Consider the following 22,419-nt stretch of genomic DNA (forward strand, 5'->3'; position numbering starts at 1 on the left):
CGGAATTCACGTGCCTGGTGGTGCCCGGGGCAAGAGGCCTGCGCTATAGTCAGCCGTCCGTCAGCCGTCCCCACGGCGGGCCGCCCGCCCGGCCCGACCAGAGTCCAGGAGTCGCCATGAATGCCCCGCACGAAGCCCAAACGCTAGCCCCCGCCAGCGCCGGCACGCAGGCCACCGCCGAAGGCCGCCGCAGCGCGCTGCTCGCCGGCCTGGCGCAGATCCTGCCCGATGCCGCGCTGCTGTCGAAGCCCGAGGACACCGTGCCCTACGAGTGCGACGGCCTGGCCGCGTACCGCCAGGTGCCGATGGCCGTGGCGCTGCCCGACACCGAGGAACAGGTCTGCGCCATCCTGCGCCTGTGCCACAAGCTGGGCGTACCGGTGGTGCCGCGAGGCGCCGGCACCAGCCTGTCCGGCGGCGCCATGCCGATCGCCGAGGGCCTGGTGCTGTCGCTGGCCAAGTTCAAGCGCATCCTGTCGGTCGACCCGTATTCGCGCACCGCGGTGGTCCAGCCGGGCGTGCGCAACCTGGCCATCTCCGATGCCGCCGCGTCCCACAACCTTTACTACGCGCCCGATCCCTCGTCGCAGATCGCCTGCACCATCGGCGGCAATGTCAGCGAAAACTCCGGCGGCGTGCATTGCCTGAAGTACGGCCTGACCGTGCACAACGTGCTGCGCGTGCGCGCCGTGACCATGGAAGGCGAGGTGGTGGTGTTCGGCTCGGATGCGCCCGATTCGCCCGGCCTGGACCTGCTGGCGGTACTGATCGGCTCCGAAGGCATGCTGGCCGTGGTCACCGAAGTCACCGTGCGGCTGATCCCCAAGCCGCAGCTGGCGCAGGTGATCATGGCGTGCTTCGACGACGTCGAGAAAGGCGGCAATGCGGTCGCAGACGTGATTGCCGCCGGCATCATCCCCGCCGGGCTGGAGATGATGGACAAGCCCGCCACCGCCGCGGTGGAAGAGTTCGTGCACGCCGGCTATGACCTCGATGCCGCCGCCATCCTGCTGTGCGAATCCGATGGCACGCCCGAAGAAGTGGCGGAAGAAATCGAACGCATGAGCGCGGTGCTGAAGGCGTCGGGCTGCACCCGCATCGTGGTCTCGCAGAACGAAGCCGAGCGCCTGCGCTTCTGGAGCGGCCGCAAGAACGCCTTTCCGGCCGCGGGCCGCATCTCGCCGGACTATTACTGCATGGACGGCACCATCCCGCGCAAGCATATCGGCACGCTGCTGCGGCGCATCGAAGAGATGGAGCGCAAGTACCGCTTGCGCTGCATCAACGTGTTCCATGCCGGCGACGGCAACATGCACCCGCTGATCCTGTTCGATGGCTCGGACCAGGACGAATGGCACCGTGCCGAGCTGTTCGGCTCGGACATCCTGGAAGCGTGCGTCGAGCTGGGCGGCACCGTCACCGGCGAACACGGCGTGGGCGTGGAGAAGCTCAACTCGATGTGCGTGCAGTTCTCGCCCAGCGAACGCGAGGCGTTCTTCGGCGTCAAGGCGGCCTTCGATCCGGCGCGGCTGCTGAACCCGGACAAGGCCATCCCCACGCTGGCGCGCTGCGCGGAATACGGCAAGATGCACGTCAGGAAGGGACTGCTGCCGCATCCGGACCTGCCGCGCTTCTGAAGCCCGCGCCATGGCCAACGAACGCCGACGCCAGCATCAGGAAGCGGTGGTCCGCCAGCGCCTGGGCCAGCCCGAAACCGGCTGGCGCCAGCGCTGGTACACCATCATCTTCGAGGCCGACACCCGCCAGGGGCGCATTTTCGACGTCGCGCTGCTGATCGCCATCGTCGCCAGCGTAATGGTGGTGATGCTCGACAGCCTGCCCGCCGTCCATGACCGGCTCGGCACGCTGTTCACTGTGCTGGAGTGGGGCTTCACGCTGATCTTCACGGCCGAGTACGTGATGCGCGTCCTGGTGGTGCGCAGGCCGTGGCGTTATGTCTTCAGCTTCTACGGGATCATCGACTTCATCTCGATCATGCCGACGTGGCTGGCGTTCTTCGTGCCGGAGCTGCACTTCCTGATCGACGTGCGCCTGCTGCGGCTGCTGCGCGTGTTCCGGATCCTGAAGCTGACAGTGTATTTCGAGGAAGCGGAGATCCTGTACAACGCGCTGATCAACAGCCGGCGCAAGATCTTCGTGTTCCTCGGCGCGGTGTTCATCATCACCGTGATCCTGGGCACGGTGATGTACGTGGTCGAAGGCCCCGAGCACGGTTTCCACAGCATTCCGCTCGCCATGTACTGGGCAGTGGTGACGCTGACCACCACGGGCTTCGGCGACATGGTGCCGAAGACGCCGCTGGGCCAGTTCATCACCTCGCTGACGATCCTGCTGGGCTACGGCATCATCGCCTTCCCCACCGGCATCGTCGGCGCCGAGCTGGCCGCGAGCATCCTGAAGAAGCCGCTGACCACGCGCACCTGTACCCATTGCCTGACCGAGGGCCACGAGCCCGACGCGAAGTACTGCAAGCACTGCGGCAGCTCGCTGCCGGCATACCAGAACGACAGGCCTGAAGTCCCCGGCGGCCGCGACGGCCCGACCGGAACCTGAGCCGCGCCAGAACAACATCCTCCTCACCACCCACGCATATGCAAGCCATCATCGACGCCTTCCGCGACGCCGTCAGGCAAGCCACCGAAACCCGCACGCCGCTGCGGCTGCGCGGTGGCGGCAGCAAGGACTTCTACGGCCAGGCGCCTGAAGGGCAGGTGCTGGACACGCGCGCCTACGCCGGCATCGTCGACTACGACCCGGCCGAGCTGGTGATCACCGCGCGCTGCGGCACGCCGCTGGCGGAAATCGAAGCCGCGCTGGCCGAGAAGCGCCAGGTGCTGGCGTTCGAGCCGCCCCACTTCGCGCTGCCCGGCCAGGCCAGCACCGCGACGCTGGGCGGCGCGGTGGCCGCGGGACTGTCGGGCCCGCGCCGGCAGTCGGTAGGCGCGCTGCGCGACTTCGTGCTGGGCGCGCAGCTGATGGATGGCAGCGGCGAGGTGATGAACTTCGGCGGACAGGTGATGAAGAACGTGGCCGGCTACGATGTGTCGCGGCTGCTGGCGGGCTCGCTGGGTACGCTCGGGCTGGTGCTGGAAGTCTCGATCAAGGTACTGCCCGCGCCGTTCGACGAGGCCACGCTGCGCTTCGAGCTGGCGCAGGCCGATGCGATCCGGCAGCTGAACCAGTGGGGCGGCCAGCCGCTGCCGCTGGCCGCATCGGCCTGGCATGACGGCGTGCTGCACGTGCGCCTGGCAGGCGCCACCGCGGCGGTGCGCGCCGCGTGCGCAAAGCTCGGAGGCGAGCGTGTCGATGCCAGCGTGGCCACCGCGCTGTGGCAGTCGCTGCGCGAACAGACCCACGCCTTCTTCGCGCCGGCGCACGCGGGCCGCGCGCTGTGGCGCCTGGCGGTGCCGCCGGTGGCCGCGCCGCTGGAACTGCCGGGCCAGCAACTGGTGGAATGGGGCGGCGGCCAGCGCTGGTGGCTGCCGGCCGATGGCGCCACCAGGACCGATGCCGAAAGCGTGCGCGCCGTGGCCCAGGCCGCCGGCGGCCACGCCACGCTGTTCCGCAACGGCGACAAGTCGGTGGGCGTGTTCACGCCGCTGGCCTCGCCGCTGGCGGCAATCCACCGGCGCCTGAAAGCGACGTTCGACCCAGCTGGCATCTTCAATCCGCAGCGCATGTATCCCGGACTCTGATCCGGTCCACCCAAGCGTTCCCACGCCCAGGCAAAGACCTCCCCACACCATGCAAACGACCCTGGCCGATTTTCTCCGCGACACGCCCGAAGGCGAGGAAGCCAAATCCATCGTCGGCAAATGCGTGCATTGCGGCTTCTGCACCGCCACGTGCCCGACGTATCAACTGCTCGGCGACGAACTCGACGGGCCGCGCGGGCGCATCTACCTGATGAAGCAGGTGCTGGAAGGCAATGCCATCAGCGAAAGCACGCGCCTGCACCTGGACCGCTGCCTGACCTGCCGCAACTGCGAATCGACCTGCCCGTCGGGCGTGCGCTATGGCCGTCTGGTCGATATCGGCCGCAAGATCGTCGACGACAAGCTCGAAGCCGAAGGTATCCAGCGCCCGGCCGGCCAGCGCATCGCACGCTGGGCGCTGCGCGAGGGGCTGACGCGCCCGAAGCTGTTCAGCACCGCGCTGCGCCTTGGCCAGATGGTGCGGCCGATCCTGCCGGGCGCGCTGCGCAACAAGGTGCCGGCGCTGTCGCAAGCCGCCGAGCCCGGCACCTGGCCCCGCAATGTCCACGCACGCAAGATGTTGTTGCTCGACGGTTGCGTGCAGCCGGCAATGTCGCCCAACATCAATGCCGCGACCGCGCGCGTGTTCGACCGTGTCGGCGTACAACTGGTGATGGCGCGCGAGGCGGGCTGTTGCGGCGCAATCCGCTTCCACACCGGCGACCATGAAGGCGGCCTCGACAATATGCGCCGCAATATCGATGCATGGTGGCCACATATCGAGGCCGGCGCCGAGGCCATCGTGATGACGGCCTCCGGCTGCGGCGCGATGGTCAAGGACTATGGGCACCTGCTGCGCAACGATCCCAAATACGCGGAACGTGCGCGCCGTGTCTCCGCGCTGACGCGCGACCTGTCCGAGATCCTGCCGGACTTCGCCGATGACCTGCGTGCGCTGGCCGGCGCCGTGCCGCGCGACAGCCGGCGCGTGGCCTACCACCCGCCCTGCACACTGCAGCATGGCCAGCAGATCCGCGGCAAGGTGGAGGCGCTCTTGACCGGCCTCGGCGTGGAGGTCAAACTCTGCGCTGACAGCCACCTGTGCTGCGGCTCGGCGGGCACGTATTCAGTGCTGCAGCCGGAACTGGCCTACCGCCTGCGCGACGACAAGCTCGGCAAACTGCAGGCCACGCAGCCCGAAGCCATCGTGTCAGCCAATATCGGCTGCATCACGCACCTGCAGAGCGGTACCGATACGCCGGTGATGCACTGGGTCGAACTGGTCGACCGGATGCTGGGATAACCCCCCCGGCCAGAGCAAGGCCGTGGTTGTCGCCTCTCTCCCGCTTGCGGGAGAGAGGAGGAAATGCGCAACCACGACCGCCCCCATGCTCCAGACCTTTGCCATCCTGCTGGTTTTCCAATCCGTCGGCGAGGTGATCAGCTACGCGCTGCGCCTGCCCGTGCCCGGCCCCGTGCTCGGCATGATCCTGCTGTTCGGCTGGCTCGTCTTCGACGACCGCCTGCTGCCCATTATCCAGGGCACCACCAGCGAACTGCTCAAGCACCTGTCGCTGCTGTTCGTCCCCGCGGGGGTCGGCATCATGGTCCACGCCAACCGCATCGAAGGCGAATGGATGCCGATCCTGGTGGCGCTGGTGATCTCCACCTGGCTCGCCATCGCCACTACCGCGGTGGTCACGCGCATGCTGATGCGCAAGCGCACCGACGCACCTGGCGCCGACGCGAAGGGAGAACAGGCATGATGACCCCACGCCTCAATGAGATCTGGGTCTACCTGGCCGCGAGCCCGCTGGTCGGGCTGACCGCCACGCTGCTCGCCTACGTCTTTGCCTTCCGCATCTACGAGAAGTCGCGCTTCTCGCCGCTGGCCAACCCGGTGATGATCGCGGTGGCGCTGCTGGTCACGGTGCTGACCGTCACCGGCACGCCGTACAAGACCTACTTCGACGGCGCGCAGTTCGTGCACTTCCTGCTCGGCCCCGCGACCGTGGCGCTGGCGGTGCCGCTGTACATGCAGCTGCCCAAGCTGCGCACCCATGTGTTCCCGCTGCTGGCCGGCCTGGTGGCGGGTTCGGTGGTGGCGGTGGTGTCGGCGGTCGGCATCGCCTGGCTGCTGGGTGCCTCGCCCGAGACCGTGCGCTCGCTGGCGCCCAAGTCCGTGACCATCCCGATCGCCATGGGCGTGGCCGAAAAAATCGGCGGCCTGCCGTCGCTGACCGCGGTGCTGGTGATGGCCACCGGCATCATCGGCGCGGTCAGCGCCACCAGCCTGCTGAACCTGCTGCGCATCCGCGACTACAGCGTGCGCGGCTTTGCCACCGGCGTTGCCGCGCATGGCATCGGCACCGCGCGCGCGTTCCAGGTGAACCAGGAAGCCGGCGCCTTCGCGGCACTCGGCATGGGCCTGAACGGCGTGCTGACCGCGATCCTGGTGCCGGTGATGGCAGCCTGGATGCCGCACTGACAGCCTCCTGACAGCACGCTGTCAGCAGCCCCCGCGCATGATGCGAGCTCCTCACTCCCCATCAACCGGAACCAAGGAGCCCGTCATGAGCAACCGTCTGATCAACTGGCTGGAGATCCCCGTCGTCGACATGGGCCGCGCCATCGGCTTTTACGAACAGGTCTTCGACACCAGGCTGCGCCGCGAGACCATGAGCCAGGTCGACATGGCCGTGTTCCCGCACCCCGATCCCGGCGGCGCGCTGGTCGCCGGCGAAGGCTACCGTCCCAGCAACTACTACGGCACGGTGCCCTACCTGCACGCGCCCGAGCTGGACACGCTGCTGGATCGCGCCGCGCGCGCCGGCGGCAAGACCGTGTTCGGCCCGCTGCGCCTGCCGGGCGAGATCGGCCGCATCGCCCATATCACCGACAGCGAAGGCAACCGCATCGGGCTGCACGAGCCTTTTGCCGGGTAAGCAAAGCCGCCACGAATGAGCCGCCGCGCCGACCGCCTCTTCCAGATCGTCCAGGTCCTGCGCGGCCGCCGCCTGACTACGGCGGCACTGCTGGCGCAGCGGCTCGGCGTATCGGAACGCACCGTCTACCGTGATATCCAGGCGCTGTCGCTGTCAGGGGTGCCGGTCGAAGGCGAGGCCGGCATCGGCTATCGGCTGCGCGCCGATTTCGATGTACCGCCGCTGATGTTCAGTGCCATGGAAGTTGAAGCGCTGGTGGCCGGCCTGCGGCTGCTGAAGGCCTGGGGCGGCGGCGCACTCGCGGCCGCGGCCGATCCGGCGCTGGAAAAGCTGGTCGCCGCGTTGCCGCCGCCACGCCGGCTTGCGGCGCAGCAAAGCCGCGTGTTCGCGCCCGAATACGTCAACCAGTCGCACGTGCGCGAGGCCTTCGACGTCGTACACGGCGCGCTGGGAGAGCAGAAGCTGCTGCTGCTCGACTACTGCGACGCGCAGCAGCGCATCACCGAACGCGTGGTGATGCCGCTGGGCCTGTTTTTCTGGGGCAATGCGTGGCTGCTGGCGGCGTGGTGCACCACGCGCTCGGACTACCGCAGCTTCCGCCTCGACCGCTGCCGCGCCATCCGCATGCTGGACGACCATTTCCACGAAACCCCGGACCGCTCGCTCAATGGCTTCCTGCGCGCGGTGCGCGCCAGCGGCGTGTAGGCTCAGGCTGCCGGATCGGACAGCAGCGTCTCGATATCCTTGCGCAGCTCTTCCGGCTTGGTGGTCGGCGCGTAGCGTTCGTACACCGTGCCGTCGCGCCGCACCAGGAACTTGGTGAAATTCCACTTGATGCCCTGCGTGCCCAGCACGCCGCGCTTCTCGGTGGTCAGCCAGCGATACAGCGGATGCGCCTCTTCGCCATTGACGTCGATCTTGCCGAACATCGGGAAGCTCACGCTGAAGCGCGACTCGCAGAACTGGCCGATCTGCTGCGCATCGCCGGGCTCCTGCTTGCCGAACTGGTTGCACGGAAAGCCCAGCACTTCCAGCCCGCGCTCCCGGTATTCGTCATAGAGCTTCTGCATGCCGGCATACTGCGGCGTGAACCCGCATTCACTGGCGGTGTTGACGATCAGCAGCACCTTGCCCTGGAACCGCGACAGCGGCACCGGCTCGCCGGCCAGCGAACTGGCTTCAAACTGGTAGACATTGCTCATGGCTGGCTCCTGCGGAATCCTTGCACGTGGCCGAAGCATACGCCCATGCGCCGCCGCGTGCACGGCGTTCCGCCTCTATATGACGTTCAGGTGCTCGGTGCCTGCGCCGAGGTCGGTGTCCCTGGCGCGCGCGCTGTGCAGCTTGATCATCAGGCGCAGGTCATTGAGCGAATCTGCGTTGCGCAGCGCATCCTCATAGGTGATCTTGCCTTCCTCGTACAGGTCGAACAGCGCCTGGTCGAACGAGATCATGCCCTGCTCGCGCGACTTCTTGATGACTTCCTTCAGCTCGTGGATCTCGCCCTTGAAGATCAGGTCTGCCACCAGCGGCGTGCCGATCATGATTTCCACCGCCGGCACGCGGCCCTTGCGCCCGGCGCGCGGCAGCAGGCGCTGCGACACCATCGCCTTCAGGTTCAGCGACAGGTCGATCAGCAGCTGCTGGCGCTTTTCCTCGGGGAAGAAGTTGACCACGCGGTCGATCGCCTGGTTGGCATTGTTGGCGTGCAGCGTGGCCAGGCACAGGTGGCCGGTTTCGGCGTACTGCATCGCGTATTCCATGGTCTCGCGGTCGCGGATTTCGCCGATCAGGATCACGTCGGGCGCCTGGCGCAGCGTGTTCTTCAGCGCCACGTGCCAGGATTCCGTATCGATGCCGACCTCGCGCTGCGTGACGATGCAGTTCTGGTGCGCGTGCACGTATTCGATCGGATCCTCGATGGTGATGATGTGGCCATAGGACTGCGCATTGCGGTGGTCGAGCATCGCCGCCAGCGTGGTCGACTTGCCCGAGCCGGTCGCGCCGGTCACGATCACCAGCCCGCGCTTGGACATCACGATGTCGTGCAGCGTCGGGGGCAGGTCCAGGTCCGCCACGGACGGAATGCGCGTATTGATGGTCCGCACCACCATGCCGGCCTTGCCCTGCTGGATAAACGCCGACACGCGGAAGCGCCCGGCCTTGGGCGCGGTGATGGCGAAGTTGCATTCGCGGCTGGTATCGAAATCCTGCACCTGCCGCTCGTTCATCACCGAGCGCACCAGGCCCAGCGCCTGTGTCGGGTTCAGCGGCTGCTGCGACACCGGCGTGATCTTGCCGTCCACCTTGATCGCCGGCGGGAAGTCGGAAGTGATGAACAGGTCCGAGCCGCGGTTGCTGACCATCAGCTCCAGCAGGTCGTTGATGTACTTGGCGGCGGATTCGCGATCGAGCATGGCGGTGTCCTGCAGGAGTGCGGCCACCGGTTGCGTGCGGCGGCCTGGAGGCAAGGCGTAGGCGCGGGCGTCAGGGGCCTCGGGGGCCTCGGAGGCCTCAGCCCATGAACGCGTCGGGGTTCTTCGCGATGGCGCGCGCGTCGTTGTAGCTGATGGCGCTGCGCTTGATCAGGTCCGACAGGCACTGGTCTAGCGTCTGCATGCCCAGCCCGCTGCTGGTCTGCATCATCGAGTACATCTGCGCGATCTTGTTCTCGCGGATCAGGTGCCGGATCGCCGGCGTGGCGATCATGATCTCGTGCGCGGCGGTGCGGCCGTTGCCGTCGCGGGTCTTCAGCAGTGTCTGCGAGATCACCGCTTCCAGCGATTCCGACAGCATGGTGCGCACCATGTCCTTCTCTTCCGGCGGGAACACGTCGACCACGCGGTCGATGGTCTTGGCCGCCGAGCTGGTGTGCAGCGTGCCGAAGACCAGGTGGCCGGTCTCGGCTGCGGTCAGCGCCAGGCGGATGGTCTCCAGGTCGCGCAACTCGCCCACCAGGATGACGTCAGGATCTTCACGCAGCGCGGAGCGCAGCGCGTTGGCGAACGAATGCGTGTGCGGCCCCAGCTCGCGCTGGTTGATCAGACTCTTCTTGGAGTTGTGGACGAATTCGATCGGGTCTTCCACCGTCAGGATGTGACCCATGTCGTTTTCATTGCGATGGTCGACCATCGCCGCCAGCGTGGTTGACTTGCCCGAGCCGGTCGGCCCGGTCACCAGCACCAGCCCGCGCGGTTTCATGCACAGGTCGGCGAACACCGCCGGCGCGCGCAGCTCTTCCAGCGTCAGGACCTTGGAGGGAATGGTACGGAACACCGCGGCGGCGCCGCGCTGGGTGTTGTAGGCATTGACCCGGAAGCGCGACAGGCCGGCGATCTCGAACGAGAAGTCGATCTCCAGCCGTTCTTCGTAGATCTTGCGCTGGGTGTCGCTCATGATGTCGTACACCATGGCGTGGACATCCTTGTGCGCCATCGCCGCGACATTGATCCGGCGCATGTCGCCGTGGATCCGGACCATCGGCGGCATGTCCGATGACAGATGAAGATCGGACGCCTTGTTCTTGACGGCGAAAGCCAATAGCTGCGCGATGTCCATCTATAATGACCCCACCCTGAAATAGTTATCAGTACTTTAAGTACTTCTTTTATATGTTCGCCGGATTATGTCTGTGATTGCCGCCAACTTGCAAGCCGTGAACCAGCGCATTGCGGCGGCTGCACAACAGGCTGGCAGGCAACCTGGCGACATCGCCCTGCTGGCCGTTTCCAAGACCGTATCCGCTGACCGCGTACGCGCCGCCGCCGAGGCCGGACAGCTCGCCTTTGGCGAAAATTACGTCCAGGAAGGGGTGGAGAAGATCGCTGTGCTGGCCGATGTGCGCGACCGGTTGCAGTGGCATTTCATCGGTCCGCTGCAAAGCAACAAGACCCGGCTGGTGGCGGAGCATTTCGACTGGGTGCATGCCATCGACCGCCTCAAGATCGCCGAGCGGCTGTCGGCGCAGCGCCCAGCCGGAATGGCGCCGCTGCAGGTCTGCCTGCAGGTCAATATCAGTGGCGAAGCCAGCAAGAGCGGCGTGGCGCCGGCCGAAGTGCCGGCACTGGCGCAGGCTGTGGCCGCGCTGCCCGGCCTGCGGCTACGGGGCCTGATGGCGATTCCCGAACCCGAAGACGATCCCGCCGCGCAACGTCGGCCGTTTGCCGCGATGCGCGCGCTGCTGGGCACCCTGCGCGAAAACGGGCTGGACCTCGACACGCTGTCGATGGGCATGTCGGGCGACATGGAAGCCGCCATCGCCGAGGGCGCCACCATGGTGCGCATCGGCACCGCGATTTTCGGTGCGCGCGGCTGAGCCGGCGCCAATATCAATCCAGACACGGCAGAGACACCCATGCTCGATACCCTAACCTTCGGTTTTCTTGGCGGCGGCAATATGGCCTCGGCGCTGATTGGCGGCCTGATCGCCCGCGGCGTTCCCGCTGGTTCGATTCGCGTGGTCGATCCTTTTCCTGAGGCGCAGCAGCGCCTGGCGCGAGATCTCGGCGTCCATGCCGCGGGGGCGCCGGACGCGGCGTTCGGCGCCAGTGATGTGCTGGTGCTGGCGGTCAAGCCGCAGCAGTTCCGCGAAGCCGCGGCGCAGCTGCTGCCCCACCTGACGGCCGGCGATGGCAACCTGGTGATCAGCGTGGCGGCCGGTATCCGCTTGCAGGACATGCAGCGCTGGCTGGGCGGGCGCAGCCGGGTGGTGCGGGCAATGCCGAATACGCCGGCGCTGGCGGGGATGGGGATGACTGGGCTGGCGGCGCCGGCCGGGTTGTCGTCGGGTGACCGGGATGTCGCCAGCGCGGTGGCGCAGGCGGTCGGCAAGTGTGTGTGGGTCGAGAATGATGCCCAGATCGACGGCGTCACCGCTATTTCGGGCAGCGGGCCGGCTTATGTCTTCTATTTCATCGAGGCGATGCAGCGGGCTGCGACTGAGCTGGGCTTGAGCGCCGAGCAGGGGCGCGAGCTGGCGGTTGAGACTTTCCGCGGTGCTGCGGCGCTGGCTGGGCAGTCTTCGGAGGCGGTTTCGACGCTGCGTGAACGGGTGACTTCAAAGGGCGGCACGACTTATGCCGCGCTGACGGCAATGGAGGCGGCTGGGATTGCTGATGCTTTCGTGCGCGCGATGCATGCTGCCGCGGCTCGGGGGGCGGAGATGGGGGCGGAGTTTGGTAAGGACTAGTGCTCGGGGGCTTTCGCTGCTGATGACATGCTGTCGGCCGTTGAACCGCCTGGTTCCGCCTTCCTGGGCGGGGCGCTGTTGATGACATGCTGTCGGCCGTTGGACCGCCTGGTTCCGCCCTGCTGGGCGGGGCGCTGTTGGTGACATGCTGTCGGACGTTGAACCGCCTGGTTCCGCCCTCCTGGGCGGGGGCGCTGTTGATGACATGCTGTCGGCTGTTGAACCGCTTGGTTCCGCCCTCCTGGGCGGGTCACTTTTTGGCCGAGCGCCAAAAATAACCAAAAAGCGCGTCGCCTGCGGCTGGCTGAGCCAATTTGGCGCTTCCGGTCATATTGGCGATTTTGGTCTCAGTGAGGCGCGGTCGCGATTCCAACCTGCTACGCCAAGTGAGTGAGTGTGGATGCCTGACGAATACCCACTTTTGAACAATCCCCAAGACGGACGTAGGCCGCCTGCTACCTGCGGTATCGCATCATCGCCTACGGCTGCGCTACGCGCGGCTCAGTCTCGCGGGTGAGGTGCCCGGGCAAGAACCCGCATCGCTTCGCTCGCTAGGAGTGGGGGCAATGGCCAGGGCAAGATCGGACACGCTGCCACGTCAGGACCTGCGCGCAACGCAGCCGAAGGCGTCCCACCGATATGGCATGCAGCAGGCGGCCTACGCCCGGCATGGGGATCGTTCAATAACCGGTTAACGCCAGGCACAGGCCCTGAATCACCTGGCGTTAGCAGGTTCGAACGGGCACTCAAGCCAAACGGAAATCACCACCGCCCGAACCACCCACACCGCCAAATTGATAGCCAGCCGCTCAGGCGACGCGCTTTTTGGTTACTTTTTGGCGCTCGGCCAAAAAGTGACCCGCCCAGGAGGGCGGAACCCGGCGGTTCAACGGCCGACAGCATGTCATCAACAGCGAACCGCCCAGCAGGGCGGAACCAGGCGCCTCAACGGCCGACAGCATGTCACCAACAGCACGAGCCGTCAGCCATCCAAAGGAAATCACCCAACCACATAGGCCAAAGCCGTCCCCACAAACACACACGCCCCCAACCAATTGTTATGCCGGAAGGCAGCAAAACACCTCATCCGATCCCGCCCCCGGATAAGTGTGTAGTGATACCCCGCGCAAACACCCGCCGCAGCCAGCCCAACCCAATACGGCCATCCCAACCCCAGCAGCACCCCCGCCCAAGCCATCAGCAGCAAGAACGCCGCATAGCAGATCATGATCGCGACAACGTCAAACCGCCCAAACGTAATCGCCGAAGTCTTCATCCCGATCAGCAAATCATCATCCCGATCCACCATCGCATACGCCGTGTCATAGGCCACCGCCCAGAACACATTGGCCAATAGCATCAGCCAGGCCACCAATGGCACCTGGTCCTGGATCGCGGCAAACGCCATCGGGATACCAAACCCAAACGCAATCCCGAGATAAGCCTGCGGAATCGCAAAGAACCGCTTGAAGAACGGATAAGTCCCCGCCACCACCGCCGCCACAACCGCTAGCCACTTGGTCAGGGCATTAAGCGGCAACACCAGCGCAAACGCCACCAGCGCCAGCACGGCAGCAACAGCCAATGCCTCCCACGCAGCAATCTTGCCTGCGGTCAGCGGCCGTTCCCTGGTCCGCTTCACATGCTTGTCAAAATCCCGATCCGCCCAGTCATTGATCGCGCATCCGGCCGAGCGCATCAGGAACGTCCCCGCCACGAAGATCCAGAACAACCCCCACGACGGCGGCCCGCCGGCAGCCATCCACATTGCCCACAGCGTTGGCCACAGCAGCAGCAGCGTGCCGATCGGCTTGTCGATGCGCACCAGGCGCGCGTAGAGGGAAAGGCGTTCAAGCATGGGAGCGGGAGGCAACGGCGACAGGGACTGCACAGCGGGGATCCGGGAAGGAAGATTCAATGAAAACGCGCCGCAGCCCGGATGGCTGCAGCGCGCAATGCCGGCCGCTGCGTGGCAGCGGCCGGAAGTCGCACAGAGGCGTCAGGCGAGCATCGCGCGCAGCATCCACGCGGTCTTCTCGTGCGTTTGCATGCGCTGGGTCAGCAGGTCGGCCGACGGCTCGTCGCCGGCGGCGTCGATCACAGGGAAGAGCGAGCGCGCGGTGCGCACCACGGCTTCCTGGCCTTCGACCAGCTTGCGGATCATCTCGGTTGCCTCGGGCACGCCCTCTTCTTCGGCGATCGACGACAGGCGGGCGTATTCCTTGTACGTGCCCGGTGCCGGGTAGCCCAGCGCGCGGATGCGCTCGGCGATCGAATCCACGGCCAGCGCCAGTTCGGTGTACTGCGTCTCGAACATCAGATGCAGCGTATTGAACATGGGACCCGTCACGTTCCAGTGGAAGTTATGGGTCTTGAGGTAGAGGGTGTAGGTGTCTGCCAGCAGCTTGGACAGGCCTTCCGCGATCTTCTTGCGGTCCTTGTCGGAAATACCGATGTTCACGCTCATCTCATTCTTCTTTGCCATGGTAGGTACGCTCCGTTCTGGTAAAGCCACGAGGAGCGCCGCCGGAATTTCGGCCTTTGATGCTCCGGTCGGCGCGTTACCCGCATTATTGCATTAGCCGGCGATCCCGGCCAAACCCCGGGCTATCTCGACAAACATCACCGCAGCGCCGATCAGGATCACGGCGACGCCAACTTCCTTGCGCCACAGCTTGTGGCGCAACCGCGCGGCATCGGCGCGCTCGGGCTTGTCATGCCCGTCGTGCCACAGTTGCCGCCACTCGTCGATAAAGAACCGGATCATCGCCATGGTGATTCTCCCGGGCGCGGCAGCTATCGCGGGCCGCCGCGCCAGACTGGTTACTTCTGGTCAAGCGCGCGCTTCACGCCCTTGCCATAGGCCGGGTCGGCCTTGGTGAAGTGCTCGATCTGCTTGCGCACGATCTCTTCCGGCACGCCCTGCATTGCCGCCGCGATATTGGCGAACAACCGCTGGCGCTGGCCTTCGTCAAACAGCCGGAACAGCGCGCCGGGCTGGCTGTAATAGTCCGTGTCGACGCGGTGGTCCCAGCGGTCGGCCGCGCCGTCGAGCGCCAGCGGCGGCTCGATCGCGCGTTCGCTGGCGCCATAGGCGCTCTCGCGGTTCGGCTCGTAGTTCAGCTTGCCGCCCTGGTTGCCGTCCACGCGCATCGCGCCGTCGCGGTGGAAGGTGTTGTGGAACGGGCATTTCGGCGCGTTCACCGGGATCTGGTGGTGGTTGATGCCCAGCCGGTAGCGCTGCGTGTCGCCGTACGAGAACAGGCGCCCCTGCAGCATCTTGTCGGGAGAGAAGCCAATGCCCGGCACGATATTGGCTGGATTCATCGCCACCTGCTCGACCTCGGCAAAATAATTGTCCGGGTTGCGGTTCAGTTCCAGCACGCCCACGTCGATCAGCGGGTAGTCCTGGTGCGGCCAGACCTTGGTCAGGTCGAACGGGTGGATGTGGTACCTGGCCGCATCCGCTTCCGGCATGACCTGCACGCGCAGGTTCCAGCGCGGGAAGTTGCCCTGCTCGATGTTCCCGAACAGGTCGCGCTGCGCGCTCTCGCGGTCGCTCGCCACCACCTTGGCCGCCTCTTCATTGGTCCAGTTGGCAATGCCCTGCTGCGACTTGAAATGGAACTTGACGTAGAAGCGTTCGTTATTGGCGTTGATGAATGAATACGTATGCGAGCCAAAGCCATGGATCTGGCGATAGTTCTGCGGCAGGCCGCGGTCGCTCATCAGGATGGTGACCTGGTGCAGCGATTCAGGATGGCGCGACCAGAAATCCCACACCGCGACCGGATCGCGCAGGTTGGTGCGCGGGTTGCGCTTCTGCGTATGGATAAAGTCAGGGAACTTGAGCGGATCGCGCACGAAGAACACTGGCGTGTTGTTGCCGACCACGTCCCAGTTGCCTTCATCGGTATAGAACTTGACAGAGAAGCCGCGCACGTCGCGCTCGGCATCGGCCGCCCCGCGCTCGCCGGCGACGGTCGAGAAGCGGATGAACAGCGGCGTTTCCTTACCGACTTCGGCAAAGATCGAGGCCTTGGTGTATTTCGTGATGTCGTGCGTGACGCGGAACGTGCCATAGGCGCCGGAGCCTTTGGCGTGCACGCGCCGCTCGGGAATGACTTCACGGTCGAAGTGGGCCAGTTTTTCGAGGAACCAGACATCCTGCAACAGCATCGGGCCGCGCGGGCCGGCGGTCTGCGAGTTCTGGTTGTCGGCAACGGGTGCGCCGGCTGCAGTGGTGAGAGTGTCCTTCTTGCTCATCTATTCCTCTTGTTGTGGGTAGGCTGGAAGAGATCGCCGCGTCAGTTCGCGGCGGCATAGCAGGCAAGGCAATCGAGCAGGCAGCGCTTCATGCGGACAGAAAAGGGGTGCGCTTTGTTATTGCTTGTCGTGGAATGGGCGCTGGTGCTCATGATCGGCTCCTTGCCTGGTTCGATGCAGTTTGCATCGACCAAACCCAGTCTACAAATAAACTATTACATTGAGAATTTAATTATTTATACCTATGTATTAGGTCAAATCTATTCGACTTTTGTCGAGCTTATGCCGGCTAAATGTGACGAACCGAAGACAAGTTCCTGAAAGGCCGTATTGCAGCGGCGGAAAAAAGGCCGCAGCGGAAATCCCCGCTGCGGCCTTGTCTTGTGCCTAGTGGTGACTCAGGCGGCTTCCGCCAGCTCCTTGGCATCGAGCTTGCGCACGCCGGGCAAGTCGCAGGCGGCCACGGCAGTGGCCAGGGCTTCCATCGCCGGCAGGCGGGTGAAGCTCTTGCGCCAGGCCAGCACCACGCGGCGGTCGGGCACCGGGTCGGCAAACGGCACGTACGAAAGCATGTCGCCCTTGGCCTTCAGGTCGGGAACCGAGGTACGCGGCAGCACGGTAATGCCAACCCCGCTGGCCACCATATGGCGAATGGTTTCCAGCGACGAGCCCTCAAACGTCTTCTGGATACCGTCCGCGGCCTGCGAGAAGCGCGACAGCTCCGGGCACACGCCCAGCACGTGGTCGCGGAAACAGTGGCCGCTGCCCAGCAGCAACATGGTCTGCCGCTTCAGCTCGTCCGGGTCGATCGAGCGTGCTTCGGCGAGCTGGTGGCCGCGCGGCACGGCGACCACGAAGGGCTCGTCGTAGAGCGGGCGCACGGTCAGGCCGGAATCGGGGAACGGCTCGGCCATCACCGCGCAATCGATCTCGCCCTGCTTGAGCAGTTCGATAAGCTTGTGCGTGTAGTTCTCCTGCAGCATCAGCGGCATCTGCGGCACGGTCCCGATCATCTGCTTGACCAGCGACGGCAGCAGGTACGGCCCGATGGTGTAGATCACGCCCACGCGCAGCGGCCCGGCCAGCGGGTCCTTGCCCTGCTTGGCGATCTCGCGGATGGCCATGGTCTGTTCGAGCACGCGCTGGGCCTGCGCCACGATCTGTTCGCCAATATTAGTCACCGACACCTCGGAGGTGCCGCGCTCGAAGATCTGCACGTTGAGTTCGTCTTCCAGCTTCTTGATGGCGACCGACAGCGTCGGCTGCGACACGAAGCAGGCTTCGGCGGCCCGGCCGAAATGGCGCTCGCGCGCCACGGCGACGATGTACTTGAGTTCGGTGAGCGTCATGACTTATCAATTCCGGGTAGGCGATAGATTTTACCTTCGATTGCCGGTTCTGTCAGAGCGCCCCTGCGATTCGTGCGGTATGCGTACGATGCCGCACAGGGGAACCGCTGTCAGGCCTTCAGGTAGTGCTCGCGCCCGCCCAGCCAGCGCGACAGATGGGCTTCGACCGCCTCGGGGAACTGCGCCAGCATCAGCTCGGCCGCCTCCTGTGCATACTCGACCAGCCACGCGTCCGTCTCAAGATCGGCAAAACGCAACATGGCTTCGCCTGACTGGCGCGCCCCAAGGAATTCACCCGGGCCGCGGATTTCCAGGTCGCGGCGCGCGATCTCGAAACCGTCGGTGGTCTCGCGCATGGTCGCCAGCCGCTCGCGCGCGGTAGGCGACAGCGGCGCCTGGTACATCAGCAGGCACACCGATTCGGCGCTGCCCCGCCCTACCCGGCCGCGCAGCTGGTGCAATTGCGCCAGGCCGAAGCGCTCGGCATGCTCGATCACCATCAGCGAGGCATTGGGCACGTCCACGCCCACCTCGATCACTGTGGTGGCGACCAGCACCTGCATGCGGTTGGCGCTGAAGTCATCCATCACCGAGGCCTTTTCGGCCGGCGGCAGGCGGCCGTGTACCAGCCCGACGCGCAGGTCGGGCAGCGCGGCGATCAGCGTCTCATAGGTCTCGACCGCGGTCTGCAGCTGCAATGCCTCGCTTTCCTCGATCAGCGGACAAACCCAGTAGACCTGGCGTCCCTCGGCAGCGGCGTGATGGATGCGCGCGATCACTTCGTCGCGCCGCTCGTCGTTGACGAGGCGCGTGACGATCGGCGTGCGGCCCGGCGGCAGTTCGTCGATCACGGATACGTCGAGATCCGCGTAATACGTCATGGCAAGCGTGCGCGGGATCGGCGTGGCCGACATCATCAACTGGTGCGGCACGGTGTCGGGCGCCGGCACATCGGTCGCGCCGGCCTTGCCGCGCAATGCCAGCCGCTGGGCCACGCCAAAGCGGTGCTGTTCGTCGACCACCGACAGGCCGAGCCTGGCGAAGCGCACCGTGTCCTGGATCAGCGCGTGCGTGCCGATCACCAGTTGCGCCTCGCCCGATTCCACGCGCGCCGCGGCCTCGCGCTTCTCGCGCGCCTTCAGGCTGCCGGCCAGCCAGACCACCGGAACGCCGAGCGGCTCCAGCCACGCCGACAGCTTGCGGAAGTGCTGCTCGGCCAGGATTTCGGTCGGCGCCATCAGCGCGGCCTGGTAGCCGGCGTCGATCGCCTGGCACGCCGCCAGCGCGGCAACGATGGTCTTGCCGCTGCCCACGTCGCCCTGCAACAGCCGGTGCATCGGGTGCGGGCGTGCCATGTCGGCGGCGATCTCGGCCACCACGCGTTCCTGCGCACCGGTCAGGCGGAACGGGAGCGCCGCCAGGAAGCGCGTCAGCAGGCCACCTTCACGGGGCGGCATGGTCGGCGCGGTCTTTTCGCGCCGCGCGGCGTGCGCGCGCCGCAGCGAGATCTGCTGCGCCAGCAGTTCGTCGAACTTGATGCGCTGCCAGGCCGGGTGCGAACGGTCGGCCAGCGCTGCTTCGCTTTCTTCAGGAGGCGGCGCATGCAGCAGGCGCAGGCAGTCGGCCAGCGGGCGCAGCTGCAGGCGCGCCAGCGGGCCCTGCAGCACCGGCCGCGGCAGCGTTTCGGGCATCGGCGTGCGCGACAGCGCGCCGCCGATCGCCTTGCGCAGGTAGGCCTGCGCGATGCCGGCGGTGGACGGATACACCGGCGTCAGCCGGTCCGGCAGGGCTTCGCCCTCCACCACCGGGCGCACCGTCGGGTGGACCATCTCGGCGCCGAAGAAGCCGCCGCGGATCTCGCCGCGCACGCGCAACCGCACGCCTTCGGCCATCTGCTTGGTCTGGCTGCCGTAGAAGTTGAGGAAACGCAGCGTCAGCTCGCCGGACTCGTCGGCGATCTTGACCACCAGCTGGCGGCGCGGGCGGAACGTGACTTCGTTGGAGATGACCTCGCCTTCCACCTGCGCCGGCTGGCCGAGCCCCGCGCGGCGGACCGCGTCGGCAATCGGCGCCAGGGTGGTCTCGTCCTCGTAGCGCATCGGCAGGTGCAGCACCAGATCGACCGGGCGGCGCAGGCCGAGCTTGGCGAGGCGGGCTGCCGCGGAGGAAGTGGCGGATGACGTGGCGGAGGAGGTGGCGGATGCCGCGGGCTTGCCCTTGCCCTCCCCGGCCTTGCCGCGCGCGGGTGCGCTCGCCTCCTTGGCGGCATCGGCGGACAGGTCGGTCGTTTCGGTGGCGGTTCCGGGCATCGGCAGCGAAGACTGGTGGCAACGGACGGCTGGCATGGGGCGGGAGCGCAGGCAAATAGCCGTTATCACGCCCGGCCCGGCGGCAAGCACGCCCGTGGCCTTACAATATCGGATTCGCCGATTGTACCCATGCCGGCTGCCACCACGGGCGGCGAGTGCCGCTTTGTGCCTCGCTTTCCGACCCGTCGCAGGCCCCGCGCGCCGTTTCCACGATGTTGACGCTTTCCGATTTCGATTTTCCGCTGCCGCCAGAACTGATCGCCCAGAGCGCGCTGCCTGACCGCAGCGCCAGCCGGCTGCTGGTGGTGGAACGGGTCGCACCCGCCGATACCGCCGATGCGGTGCGCCTGGTCGACCGTGCCTTCAGTGACATCGTCGACTACCTCCGCCCCGAAGACCTGCTGGTCTTCAACGACACGCGCGTGATCAAGGCACGCTTCTTCGGCCACAAGCCCAGCGGCGGCAAGGTCGAGGTGCTGGTCGAGCGCGTGCTGGACGCGCATACCGTGCTGGCCCAGGTACGCGCCTCCAAGACGCCCGCCGAGGGCAGCGCGCTGCACCTGGCCGAAGACGCCTTCGCGGTGACGGTTGGGCCGCGCGTGGACCAGTTCTTCACGCTGCGCTTCCCCGAGCCGGCGCTCGACCTGATCGAGCGCTTTGGCCGCCTGCCGCTGCCGCCTTACATCACGCACGATCCCGACGCCTACGACGAAACCCGCTACCAGACTGTCTACGCGCGCAATCCGGGCGCCGTGGCGGCGCCGACCGCTGGCCTGCATTTCGACGACGCGCTATTCGCCCGCCTCGATGCCGCCGGCGTTCGCCGCGCCTTCCTGACGCTGCACGTGGGTGCCGGCACCTTCCAGCCGGTGCGCACCGAGAACCTGGCCGAGCACAAGATGCACTCGGAGTGGTACGCCGTCTCCGAGGCACTGGCCCAGGCCGTGCGCGAGACCCGCGCCCGCGGGGGCCGCGTGATCGCGGTCGGCACCACGTCGCTGCGCGCACTGGAATCGGCCGCGCAGCCTGACGGCACGCTGGCCGCCGGCAGCGGCGACACCGATATCTTCATCACCCCGGGCTACCGTTTCCGGCTGGTCGATGCCCTGATCACCAACTTCCACCTGCCCAAGTCGACGCTGCTGATGCTGGTGTCGGCGCTGGCCGGCGTGGAAGCCATCCGCGCCACCTACCGCCATGCGGTCGAGCAGCGCTACCGCTTCTTCAGCTACGGCGACGCGATGCTGCTGACGCGCCGGAATGATGCCGATACCGCAGATACCGCGGCCTGAACCCTGACACAAGCCATGCTCAACTTCGAACTCCTCACCACCGACGGCAATGCCCGCCGCGGCCGCGTCACGCTGAACCACGGCGTGGTCGAGACCCCGATCTTCATGCCGGTGGGCACGTATGGCTCGGTCAAGGCGATGTCGCCGCTGGAACTCAAAGAGATCGACGCGCATATCATCCTGGGCAATACCTTCCACCTTTGGCTGCGCCCGGGCCTGGAAGTGGTCAACGCCCATCAGGGCCTGCACAAGTTTATCGGCTGGGATAAGCCAATCCTGACCGATTCCGGCGGTTTCCAGGTATTTTCACTGGGCGATCTACGCAAGATCACCGAGGATGGCGTCACGTTCGCGTCGCCGGTGAATGGTGACAAGCTCTTCCTGTCGCCCGAGATCTCGATGCAGATCCAGCGCACGCTGAACTCGGACATCGTGATGCAGTTCGACGAGTGCACGCCGTACGAGATCGACGGCCGCCCCGCCACGCACGAGGAAGCGGCCAAGTCGATGCGCATGAGCCTGCGCTGGGCCAAGCGCTCGCGCGACGAATTCGAGCGGCTGGCCAATCCCAATGCGCTGTTCGGCATCGTCCAGGGCGGCATGTACGAGGACCTGCGCGACGAATCGCTGGCAGGCCTGTCGGAGCTGGATTTCCACGGCTTTGCCATCGGCGGCCTGTCTGTCGGCGAGCCCAAGGAAGACATGATGCGCGTGCTCGAGCACGTGGCGCCCCGCCTGCCGGCCAACAAGCCGCACTACCTGATGGGCGTGGGCACGCCCGAGGACCTGGTCGCGGGCGTCGCCGCCGGCGTCGACATGTTCGACTGCGTGATGCCGACCCGCAACGCGCGCAACGGCTGGCTGTTTACCCGCTTCGGCGACGTCAAGATCAAGAACGCCGTGCACCGCAACGACCCGCGCCCGCTCGACGAAAGCTGCGCCTGCTACACCTGCCGCAATTTCTCGCGCGCCTACCTGCACCACCTGCACCGGGTCGGCGAGATCCTGGGCGCGCGGCTGAACACGATCCACAACCTGCACTATTACCTGCAGTTGATGCGCGAGGTGCGCGAGTCGATCGAGCAGCACCGCTTTGCCGACTTCCGCCGCCAGTTTGCGTCCGACCGCGCCCGCGGCACGCAGTGAAATCGATGCAGCGGCGCGAACTTTCGCGCCGCCGCCGGTCGAATACCGGGGTTGCCTGCGGACGGCTTGCGTTACCCGGCGCACTGCCCGCCGGCACGTGCCGCGAGTCGCCCTGAAAGCACCCCGAAGAAACCCGCATTCCGCCCTAGAATGCCAAAGGGGGCAAGATGCGAATGGTAGAATGATCGATTACTTGACTGACTTTGTG

The 22,419-nt window shown here is 66.2% G+C and carries 21 protein-coding genes; 12 read left to right on the plus strand and 9 right to left on the minus strand.

Going from position 1 to position 22,419, the window contains the following annotated elements:
- Positions 1 to 116 precede the first annotated feature (116 nt).
- The 8 genes from CTP10_RS13765 to CTP10_RS13800 all read left to right on the plus strand — a co-directional run bounded on the left by CTP10_RS13765 (position 117) and on the right by CTP10_RS13800 (position 7,366).
- A complete protein-coding gene (locus CTP10_RS13765) occupies positions 117 to 1,637 on the plus strand; it encodes an FAD-linked oxidase C-terminal domain-containing protein (RefSeq protein WP_116318076.1) in 1,521 nt (506 codons plus the stop codon).
- Between the two features lie 10 nt (positions 1,638 to 1,647).
- Positions 1,648 to 2,574 carry an ion transporter gene (locus CTP10_RS13770; protein ID WP_116318077.1) on the plus strand — a complete coding sequence of 309 codons (927 nt, stop codon included), beginning with the start codon at positions 1,648 to 1,650 and terminating at the stop codon, positions 2,572 to 2,574.
- Positions 2,575 to 2,612: 38 nt separating this feature from the next.
- Complete coding sequence (gene glcE, locus CTP10_RS13775; protein WP_116318078.1) at positions 2,613 to 3,716, plus strand: glycolate oxidase subunit GlcE; 1,104 nt, start codon at positions 2,613 to 2,615, stop codon at positions 3,714 to 3,716.
- A gap of 49 nt (positions 3,717 to 3,765) precedes the next feature.
- Entirely contained in the window at positions 3,766 to 5,019 is a 1,254-nt protein-coding gene (glcF, locus tag CTP10_RS13780; RefSeq protein WP_116318079.1) for a glycolate oxidase subunit GlcF, read from the plus strand.
- 85 nt (positions 5,020 to 5,104) lie between these two features.
- Positions 5,105 to 5,482 (plus strand): CidA/LrgA family protein, encoded by a 378-nt coding sequence (locus CTP10_RS13785; RefSeq protein WP_116318080.1) that lies wholly within the window; start codon positions 5,105 to 5,107, stop codon positions 5,480 to 5,482.
- Positions 5,479 to 6,204 (plus strand): LrgB family protein, encoded by a 726-nt coding sequence (locus tag CTP10_RS13790; protein ID WP_116318081.1) that lies wholly within the window; start codon positions 5,479 to 5,481, stop codon positions 6,202 to 6,204. The genes CTP10_RS13785 and CTP10_RS13790 overlap by 4 nt, the downstream gene beginning before the upstream one ends.
- An 85-nt stretch (positions 6,205 to 6,289) precedes the next feature.
- A complete protein-coding gene (locus tag CTP10_RS13795) occupies positions 6,290 to 6,661 on the plus strand; it encodes a VOC family protein (RefSeq protein WP_199414524.1) in 372 nt (123 codons plus the stop codon).
- A gap of 15 nt (positions 6,662 to 6,676) precedes the next feature.
- Entirely contained in the window at positions 6,677 to 7,366 is a 690-nt protein-coding gene (locus tag CTP10_RS13800; protein ID WP_116318083.1) for a helix-turn-helix transcriptional regulator, read from the plus strand.
- Positions 7,367 to 7,368: 2 nt separating this feature from the next.
- On the opposite strand, the gene CTP10_RS13805 is transcribed toward CTP10_RS13800, so the two are convergent.
- From CTP10_RS13805 to CTP10_RS13815, 3 genes are all read right to left on the minus strand, one after another.
- Positions 7,369 to 7,863 (minus strand): glutathione peroxidase, encoded by a 495-nt coding sequence (locus CTP10_RS13805; protein WP_116318084.1) that lies wholly within the window; start codon positions 7,861 to 7,863, stop codon positions 7,369 to 7,371.
- A 75-nt stretch (positions 7,864 to 7,938) separates the two neighbouring features.
- Positions 7,939 to 9,078, minus strand: a complete 1,140-nt coding sequence (locus tag CTP10_RS13810) for a PilT/PilU family type 4a pilus ATPase (protein WP_116318085.1) — start codon at positions 9,076 to 9,078, stop codon at positions 7,939 to 7,941.
- Between the two features lie 97 nt (positions 9,079 to 9,175).
- Positions 9,176 to 10,219, minus strand: coding sequence for a type IV pilus twitching motility protein PilT (locus tag CTP10_RS13815; RefSeq protein WP_116318086.1), 1,044 nt, complete (start codon positions 10,217 to 10,219; stop codon positions 9,176 to 9,178).
- Between the two features lie 67 nt (positions 10,220 to 10,286).
- Here CTP10_RS13815 and CTP10_RS13820 point away from each other — a divergent pair, with 67 nt between their 5' ends.
- On the plus strand, positions 10,287 to 10,976 hold the full coding sequence (locus CTP10_RS13820) for a YggS family pyridoxal phosphate-dependent enzyme (protein WP_116318087.1): 690 nt from the start codon (positions 10,287 to 10,289) through the stop codon (positions 10,974 to 10,976).
- 39 nt (positions 10,977 to 11,015) lie between these two features.
- Positions 11,016 to 11,849 (plus strand): pyrroline-5-carboxylate reductase, encoded by an 834-nt coding sequence (proC, locus tag CTP10_RS13825; protein ID WP_116318088.1) that lies wholly within the window; start codon positions 11,016 to 11,018, stop codon positions 11,847 to 11,849.
- A 1,000-nt stretch (positions 11,850 to 12,849) separates the two neighbouring features.
- On the opposite strand, the gene ubiA is transcribed toward proC, so the two are convergent.
- The 6 genes from ubiA to recG all read right to left on the minus strand — a co-directional run bounded on the left by ubiA (position 12,850) and on the right by recG (position 19,773).
- Positions 12,850 to 13,707 carry a 4-hydroxybenzoate octaprenyltransferase gene (gene ubiA, locus CTP10_RS13830; RefSeq protein WP_116318089.1) on the minus strand — a complete coding sequence of 286 codons (858 nt, stop codon included), beginning with the start codon at positions 13,705 to 13,707 and terminating at the stop codon, positions 12,850 to 12,852.
- Between the two features lie 141 nt (positions 13,708 to 13,848).
- Positions 13,849 to 14,334, minus strand: a complete 486-nt coding sequence (locus CTP10_RS13835; RefSeq protein ID WP_010815054.1) for a Dps family protein — start codon at positions 14,332 to 14,334, stop codon at positions 13,849 to 13,851.
- A 93-nt stretch (positions 14,335 to 14,427) separates the two neighbouring features.
- Positions 14,428 to 14,622, minus strand: a complete 195-nt coding sequence (locus CTP10_RS13840; RefSeq protein WP_116318090.1) for a hypothetical protein — start codon at positions 14,620 to 14,622, stop codon at positions 14,428 to 14,430.
- A 50-nt stretch (positions 14,623 to 14,672) separates the two neighbouring features.
- Positions 14,673 to 16,115, minus strand: a complete 1,443-nt coding sequence (locus tag CTP10_RS13845; protein ID WP_116318091.1) for a catalase — start codon at positions 16,113 to 16,115, stop codon at positions 14,673 to 14,675.
- Between the two features lie 398 nt (positions 16,116 to 16,513).
- Entirely contained in the window at positions 16,514 to 17,464 is a 951-nt protein-coding gene (locus CTP10_RS13850) for a LysR substrate-binding domain-containing protein (RefSeq protein WP_116318092.1), read from the minus strand.
- A gap of 110 nt (positions 17,465 to 17,574) precedes the next feature.
- Positions 17,575 to 19,773, minus strand: coding sequence for an ATP-dependent DNA helicase RecG (gene recG, locus CTP10_RS13855; protein ID WP_116318093.1), 2,199 nt, complete (start codon positions 19,771 to 19,773; stop codon positions 17,575 to 17,577).
- A 212-nt stretch (positions 19,774 to 19,985) separates the two neighbouring features.
- On the opposite strand from recG, the gene queA reads away from it, so the two are divergent.
- Together queA and tgt are read left to right on the plus strand one after the other, a co-directional pair.
- Positions 19,986 to 21,065 carry a tRNA preQ1(34) S-adenosylmethionine ribosyltransferase-isomerase QueA gene (queA, locus tag CTP10_RS13860; protein ID WP_116318094.1) on the plus strand — a complete coding sequence of 360 codons (1,080 nt, stop codon included), beginning with the start codon at positions 19,986 to 19,988 and terminating at the stop codon, positions 21,063 to 21,065.
- A gap of 15 nt (positions 21,066 to 21,080) precedes the next feature.
- Positions 21,081 to 22,211, plus strand: a complete 1,131-nt coding sequence (tgt, locus tag CTP10_RS13865; RefSeq protein WP_116318095.1) for a tRNA guanosine(34) transglycosylase Tgt — start codon at positions 21,081 to 21,083, stop codon at positions 22,209 to 22,211.
- The last annotated feature ends 208 nt before the right edge of the window (positions 22,212 to 22,419 follow it).

It is taken from the genome of Cupriavidus sp. P-10, from assembly GCF_003402535.2.
Lineage (GTDB): Bacteria > Pseudomonadota > Gammaproteobacteria > Burkholderiales > Burkholderiaceae > Cupriavidus.